Here is a 6,633-nt window from a genome sequence, read left to right on the forward strand (position 1 = left end):
ATTTTTAAATTTTTAGATAATTATTGGTGAGAATTAAGCAAAATTTAAAGAAAATAATCCTTTTAATAGAAAGCGAGGAAATAACAATGGGACTAGGAAACCGTGGTATGGCATTTGAGATGCTTATCAATCTAGCAAATGAAATGTATCAAAGAGGTGGAGTGGCGCTTATAAACAAGCGTCCGACTCCTGTGAAAGTGTTAAAAAGTAAAGGTGGCCGTGTGCTAAATGGATTCTATGAAGCTAAAAGTACAGTAGACTATGATGGCGTGTATAAAGGACGAGCTATCGCATTTGAAGCAAAGTCTACAGAGAATGCTACACGCTTTGATTTAAAGAACATTGCGCAGCACCAGTTGGATTACCTGGAAAAAGCAGAGAAAATGGGAGCGATTTGTTTCTTCCTTATAGAGTTCAGTAAGGATCAAACAGTATTCCTTGTACCTGCATCAGTCATTCAATCTTATGTAAGGATTTCTCATCAACCGAAGGGCAAGAAGTCTATAACAAGAGCAGACTTTGATATTTATGGGTACTTAGTAGAACAGACAGAACGAGCGCCAGTTGATTACTTGCGATATGTTGATGAAGCAGTAGTACCAGTTATGTTTGATGGCATGATTCAAATTGATCAGGATCATAAGAAGGTAGCAAATAACATAGAAGCAGCAAAAGAGAGTATGGCCAACAAGAAACGTAAATTATTAAAGGCTTAATGGATAACGGAACCATGCAGAGTGGATGGTGGGGGCTACTCGCTATGCATGCTTCCCTTATTCAACAAAGAGATAGTAAAATTTCACGTACCTGATGTGAATGTAAAAATTAAAATTTAGAAATAGGGAGATTCCTCCATGGAACAATTAGCATTCTTACCAATAATGGACAAAGAAATGGAGAAGAAGATGCAAAAGGAAGTTGTGAGTATTCTAAAAGAGTATCGCGCCTTAAAAGCACGTTTCGAGAATGAAGTGGAGCAACAGCAGGAGGGAATTAGTCTGTTTCCTGAGATAAGGAATACAAGACATGTTAGTAATATTAAATTCAAGCAAATTGATAAGGCTTTACAATACGTTTTAGATTATGATGAGGCTGAGATTATCAAGATGAAGTATTTAAATGGAGAGAAGTTAAAGGATAGTTTTATCTACACGGAGTTATCAATGAAGAAAGATCATTTTTATTATAAGAAGAAAAATGCTATCCGATTAATCGCTACTTCTTTGGGAATGATCTAATTATGAGAATAAAAAACACCTTCCATTAATTAATACTGAAAGGTGTTTTTATTTTTAATTATAATTCTTCATCTTCATTATCTGCTTTTTTATTATTATATTTACTATATCCATACATACATAAACCAAAAAATGCTCCGCCCATACTGTTTCCAGTAAGGTCTCTCATAGTAATAGTTTCTCCAGATAAATACGATAAAAGAGTATATAAAACAAAGAAAATAAAACCTGATATTATTGAATTTACTATTAGTTTTTTATTATTTGCATAACGTAAGTATATTTTTTTTATTCTCATCATCATAACTGTATAAGATGATATTGTTAAAAGAATAATTAAGGCTAGAATACCAAGTGATGTAAGCTCCTTACTTAAAATTAAATCATAAATGATAGCCCCAAAACAGATAATAACGGATAATAGCCCGGCATTTGCCATTATTTCAAAGGCTGTATTTTGTTCTCGTTCATCAACAGAAGTCCCTCTACCGAAAAGGTATAATTTGAGTAATTTAGACATTAGTCTTCCTCCCAAAATAAGTCATTTAATGTAACTCCTAAACTTTTGCAAATAATGATACATAAATTCAAAGATGGATTGTATTCTCCTTTTTCTATTAGACCAATCGTTTGTCTGCTTACATTTGTCAATTTTGCCAATTCTCCTTGTGTCATCCCCTTTTCAAGCCGAATTTGCTTTACTTTGGTAAGCATAGTAGTAATCCTCCATTACATTTATTTACTTTGTAATATATATGTTACATATGTTAGGTATATATGTCAATAGTTGTGATTATAATATTCAGAAACCTTGTGGTAAAACGTCGACAAAATGCCGATAAAATAGGGGGAATTTTGATAATGAAATCAGCGGTATTCTTAATGTACAAGCTCATTCAAGAGCTTTGGACAGCCCTTTGACAATCGCATATCGAAGAGGATTAGTACACCTATAAGTGAAACGTTCTTATGCGAGAATGTCACGGTAACGTATACCGCATAGTAGGGCGGGCAAGGCGGTAAGAACCCGCGTTAAGACGAAAAGACCAATGAGTTACTTACAATGACATATTCCAGTGTGGCGGGTGTGAGATAACTCGCATTCGTCATGCTGTTTCTATTATATTTAGTATTCAGCTCAGATGCGTCCTCTGGGTTGATAGTGAATATAAGTCTATTACTCTCTGTTATTTGTTTCTGGAAATGGAATGGGGTGGTTGTTCATGATTGAATGAGCATTGCGTTTCTGGACAGTAAACAAACATTAAAATAGGCTTCTCTTCACCGATTTGGACGATGTAATTTACACTTTTAACGAATTACTCACATCTTTCGTTAGGCAAGGAGCTTTCGCTCTTTGTTTGAGCCAATATAGGCAGAGCTCTATCTGTCCTCCTTGTATATTGGTTCAAACAAGGCGTCGGAAGAAACATATACGTCTTGATATAAATTATTATGTTTAGTAAACGAAATTGGTCAGTGAAGGCACGGGACAGCTGAAGTATCGACCGACTCTACGGAGTATAAACGAGAAGATTCTTAGCCTTCTCCTAGTCACCGAACGTAAAGCGCGTAGCTAATTAGAGCTAAAAAATTACATGATGCGGTGGCTTGGAGAAGGTTGAGAGTACTCAGCCTTAAATTGATTCATTTCGAAATTCCCCTTTCGTGAATGGTTCTCCTATCCCCTTTAATATTTTTATAGTTGTAAAAGAGCTGTCACTACGGTGATGGCTTTTTATTTTGTATAATAAAATATGGGGTGATAGGTGATGAAAGAATTTATAATCGAAATAGTATCAAATAACGGAAGAACCAGAAAACATGTTGCTAGGTACGAAGATGACACTAAAACTACTGTTCAGTCACTAGGTAATTATATTACTAGATCTCGTGAATCGAGATGGTTTCGACTTAATGACACTTGGATTAATTTAGATAATGTATTATCGATAAGAGTAAGTGAAAAAACAACTGAAGATAATAAATAATGTATATTTAGCATCCAAAACGGGTGCTTTTTTCTTTGTTATATAGAAATTACACATTAAACCAGTGAACATTCTAATAAGACAAGCATATGATGAATTCGTGGGACGAGTTATCATATGAGGTGAAACTTGGAGCGCCATACTTATTTGTTGAAGGGTACCTAATGACGGGTACTCTTTTTATTTTGCACTTTTTAATAAGGACAAGCATATGTTGGAGTATGGGGTAGACCCACTTCATATATTTGAGCACCTGCAATCGTAAGGTGCTCTTTATTTTGTACAAAATGGACATTTGGTTTAAATGAGTATATAAATAGGAAGAATCTAATTATTGGATTCACATTTAAACCAAGGGGCACAAATTCGATGCGACGTGAAAAGGATTTGTTAAAACAATGGAAGGCGGATTTGCAAGCTGTTCAAGAAGAGAAAAGTCTGAAGAAGAAGGCAAAGAAAAAGGATAAAAAATATAGAATTCCTGGTAATACAGCTGACTTCATGAATGGCAAAAATACTTATCGTAAAGAGAATGGGGTATGGAGACAAAGAAAAATATAATTGACGTGAAGATAAATAAGCTTGATTAAACAAATATCAATTTTCGGAGGCGCTGCCGTGATCTGGGTGGCGTCTTGTTTGTTGTTAAGGGAAGATAAGGATTAACAAAACAAATGAACTCAACGAAAGAAGATAAATGTCCCGTTTTTCTGTCTAAAAGTTGACCCTTTTGTACAATTAAAATTTATAGATTAAAAACTTGGTAAACGGATAGTTGTTAATGTCTAGAAGATAGTCTAAAATGAAAGTATATAATTCTTAAGACTTTTAGACTATTTTGAGGTGGTTTGGATGGCTATTGTTGGTTATGCAAGGGTAAGTACAAAAGATCAAAATTTAGATGCGCAAATTGAAATGTTAACAGATTATGGATGTGACAAAATATATTCTGAAAAATACAGTGGAGCTAATAGCGATCGAGAAGAATTGCAAAAAGCATTAGAGTATATGAGAGACGGAGATAAATTTGTTGTTTGTAAAATAGACCGTTTAGCTAGATCAATATTCGACTTACATAAGATTGCAAATGAATTAGCTGATCGAGGAATAGCGGTGGTATTTCTTAAAGAACAAATTGATTTTTCAACACCTGCAGGTAAATTGATGTTTACTATGCTAGGGGCTATTGCTGAGTTTGAAAGAGATTTAATTAATGAAAGAACATCTGAAGGCCGAGAAAGGGCTAAAGCGATGGGCAAACATATGGGACGTAAAGGACAGGATGAAAAACAGGTTAAGCAGGCTATGAACTTATTTTTTAATAGGAAAGAGAATGGATTAAGTGTAAATGATATTTCAAAAATGACGGGAGTTCCGCGTTCTACTATTTATGCTAAAGCGAAAGAATTAAAGTAGCGAATCCACTGCTTTTTTATTTTGTCACCATTTAAAAAGGACGAACATATATTAGGAGTAAATAAAAGGCATAGGAGTGATAAATATGTTCTTCGCAAAGTTACGTGGCAGAAATGAAGTTCCGCCAGTAGAAACCGATGCTCGAGGACAAGCTTTCTTTAAATTAAGCCGGGACGAGCTTAGTTTAAAATTCAAGTTGGAGTTATTCGATATTGAGAATGTAGTAGTTGCCCATCTGCATCTAGGAGCAAAAGGAACGAACGGTCCTGTTGTAGCTTTTTTATTTGGACCTATAACAAATCCGGTTTCAATAGAGTGTGCAACTTTTACAGGAATGATCACTCAAGAGGATTTGGTTGGGCCGTTGGCTGGTCAAACATTAGATGCTCTTGTAAATGAAATCATCGCTGGAAATATTTATATTAATGTTCATACAGTACAACATCCTAATGGCGAAATTCGTGGTCAACTGTATCATTGTTAATTAATTAGAAAACAATATGAAATTATAATTAATTAAAAGTAGCGAATCTGCTGCTTTTTTTATTTTATAAAGAAAAAAATCCCTACCTGGGCTATATGATTTTCTTCATACCACATTGATGACATTCTCTTAAGAAGATGAAATCTTTAACGGAACTCTTGAATGCGGTATTGTTGCAATTATCACAGCGACCGCTGATTTTATCAGGATGCTCTTTGTATGTGTATACTTTGCTTAGATCGTACTTTTGTTCAGGTTGCTTATTCTCCATTCGTTCACCTATATATCAATCTGAATTTCCGTAGTCTTTTCACAATAAATTAGCTGAAAATATAAGACTACATACTATACGCGAAAGAGTATAGAACAAAGGAATTATATAAGGGATTAATTGCTTTTGGAGGAGGACATAGCCTATAGCGGTAGGCTAAAGCATCGAGGATCTTAAAAAATAAGAATAATAAACTAAACAAAGGATTATAAATTGGGGTACCATCACATATCCATCAACTTAAGAAAACAAGTCACCCCAAAAAAGATAAATAAGCTTCTTCATTAAAAGAACGCCTAAAAATTTCGTTCTAGGGGTGCAATAAAACTTTAGCCTGATGGCTATGTGTCTCTAGCCCAAATTGTTCAATGTAATTAAAATAAATTTTTCTCTTATCACAATTATTGAATTCAAGGAGAGTGGATGCAGATGCATGCTGAAATTAAATTCATTCATCACGTCGGCCATGTAGTCTCCGATATGGAAGCTACACTTGAGCTGTACAGAAAACTGGGATTTGTCTGTTCACCGCCGTCCTATCCGGCGTTGGCCGAAAATGAAGGAGGACTTCCGAAGCCATTCGGAGCAGCCAATTCGCATGTCGAATTTTTAAGCAGCTTTATCGAAATCGTAACGGTTGCCGAGAAAGGCGCGAGGATTCCGATCAATGCAAAACTCGTTCCGTTGCAGGCATCGCCGGATGTGCTCCAAGAAATAATTGAAAAAATCAAACGCACTGTCGATACTGTCTCCAGATGTCTATCCCGTTATGAAGGAGCGCATATTCTTTGTTTCGGTACAGAGGATGCCGACCAGACAGCGGACCGTTTTCAACGGAGTGGAATCAGTCATAGCGGCGTTAACACCGTGCAGCGACCTCTTGAGATGTCCGGGGGAATTCAACTTATTCCTGTGCGCTATTTGGAAATTGACGGGGACAACGTGCACGAAGGTCGTTTGGCTGCAGCGGAAAGCCCACCCTCAGCCATAATGGAGGAGCAAATGCCTCCGAACCATCCGAATGGGGCGACGGATCTAGTCGAATCAATCTTATGCGTAGACGATTCCGAGCTGGACGAATTCACTAGGCGATACGGCCGATACTTGGATTGTGAGGTCCGGACGAATGGAGTGACACACATCTTCAATTTGGAAGGGGCTCTCATCACAATCGTTCCCAGATCGCGGTTGTCAGAGTTGCTACCAGGAGAGATGGCACCCCCGGTGCCGGGA

General features: G+C 36.4%; 9 protein-coding genes. 6 read left to right on the top strand and 3 right to left on the bottom strand.

The annotated features are described in order from the left end of the window. Window positions 1-86 precede the first annotated feature (86 nt). The gene (locus tag BAQ48_RS03655) at window positions 87-716 is read left to right on the top strand and encodes a Holliday junction resolvase RecU (RefSeq protein WP_071710019.1); all 630 of its coding nucleotides are present in this window, start codon (window positions 87-89) and stop codon (window positions 714-716) included. 138 nt (window positions 717-854) lie between these two features. Further along, complete coding sequence (locus tag BAQ48_RS03660; protein WP_016135787.1) at window positions 855-1,238, top strand: ArpU family phage packaging/lysis transcriptional regulator; 384 nt, start codon at window positions 855-857, stop codon at window positions 1,236-1,238. 58 nt (window positions 1,239-1,296) lie between these two features. On the opposite strand, the gene BAQ48_RS03665 is transcribed toward BAQ48_RS03660, so the two are convergent. Continuing rightward, complete coding sequence (locus BAQ48_RS03665; protein ID WP_071710020.1) at window positions 1,297-1,758, bottom strand: hypothetical protein; 462 nt, start codon at window positions 1,756-1,758, stop codon at window positions 1,297-1,299. Further along, entirely contained in the window at window positions 1,758-1,952 is a 195-nt protein-coding gene (locus BAQ48_RS03670; RefSeq protein ID WP_016135789.1) for a helix-turn-helix transcriptional regulator, read from the bottom strand. Before BAQ48_RS03670 ends, BAQ48_RS03665 begins: the two co-directional genes overlap by 1 nt. 1,646 nt (window positions 1,953-3,598) lie before the next feature. Here BAQ48_RS03670 and BAQ48_RS03680 point away from each other — a divergent pair. From BAQ48_RS03680 to BAQ48_RS03690, 3 genes are all read left to right on the top strand, one after another. Further along, entirely contained in the window at window positions 3,599-3,790 is a 192-nt protein-coding gene (locus tag BAQ48_RS03680; protein WP_071710022.1) for a hypothetical protein, read from the top strand. Window positions 3,791-4,081: 291 nt separating this feature from the next. Then, window positions 4,082-4,645 (top strand): recombinase family protein, encoded by a 564-nt coding sequence (locus BAQ48_RS03685; RefSeq protein ID WP_071710023.1) that lies wholly within the window; start codon window positions 4,082-4,084, stop codon window positions 4,643-4,645. Between the two features lie 85 nt (window positions 4,646-4,730). Next, the gene (locus BAQ48_RS03690; protein ID WP_071710024.1) at window positions 4,731-5,129 is read left to right on the top strand and encodes a CHRD domain-containing protein; all 399 of its coding nucleotides are present in this window, start codon (window positions 4,731-4,733) and stop codon (window positions 5,127-5,129) included. A gap of 91 nt (window positions 5,130-5,220) precedes the next feature. Here BAQ48_RS03690 and BAQ48_RS28180 read toward each other — a convergent pair whose 3' ends face one another. After that, on the bottom strand, window positions 5,221-5,400 hold the full coding sequence (locus BAQ48_RS28180) for a DUF8096 family protein (RefSeq protein WP_071710025.1): 180 nt from the start codon (window positions 5,398-5,400) through the stop codon (window positions 5,221-5,223). 429 nt (window positions 5,401-5,829) lie between these two features. Between BAQ48_RS28180 and BAQ48_RS03700 the strand changes: the two genes are divergently transcribed. Then, window positions 5,830-6,633 (top strand): VOC family protein (locus tag BAQ48_RS03700; RefSeq protein WP_242660433.1); only part of this gene is annotated, 804 nt, incomplete at its 3' end.

Source organism: Bacillus luti (assembly GCF_001884105.1).
Classification (GTDB): domain Bacteria; phylum Bacillota; class Bacilli; order Bacillales; family Bacillaceae_G; genus Bacillus_A; species Bacillus_A luti.

What these genes read in the sequence shown, in the direction of transcription:
- BAQ48_RS03665 (WP_071710020.1), bottom strand. Translation starts at nt 1,758, where the DNA reads ATGTCTAAATTACTCAAATTATACCTTTTCGGTAGAGGGACTTCTGTT.
- BAQ48_RS03685 (WP_071710023.1), top strand. Translation starts at nt 4,082, where the DNA reads ATGGCTATTGTTGGTTATGCAAGGGTAAGTACAAAAGATCAAAATTTA.
- BAQ48_RS03670 (WP_016135789.1), bottom strand. Translation starts at nt 1,952, where the DNA reads ATGCTTACCAAAGTAAAGCAAATTCGGCTTGAAAAGGGGATGACACAA.
- BAQ48_RS03660 (WP_016135787.1), top strand. Translation starts at nt 855, where the DNA reads ATGGAACAATTAGCATTCTTACCAATAATGGACAAAGAAATGGAGAAG.
- BAQ48_RS03680 (WP_071710022.1), top strand. Translation starts at nt 3,599, where the DNA reads ATGCGACGTGAAAAGGATTTGTTAAAACAATGGAAGGCGGATTTGCAA.
- BAQ48_RS03690 (WP_071710024.1), top strand. Translation starts at nt 4,731, where the DNA reads ATGTTCTTCGCAAAGTTACGTGGCAGAAATGAAGTTCCGCCAGTAGAA.
- BAQ48_RS28180 (WP_071710025.1), bottom strand. Translation starts at nt 5,400, where the DNA reads ATGGAGAATAAGCAACCTGAACAAAAGTACGATCTAAGCAAAGTATAC.
- BAQ48_RS03655 (WP_071710019.1), top strand. Translation starts at nt 87, where the DNA reads ATGGGACTAGGAAACCGTGGTATGGCATTTGAGATGCTTATCAATCTA.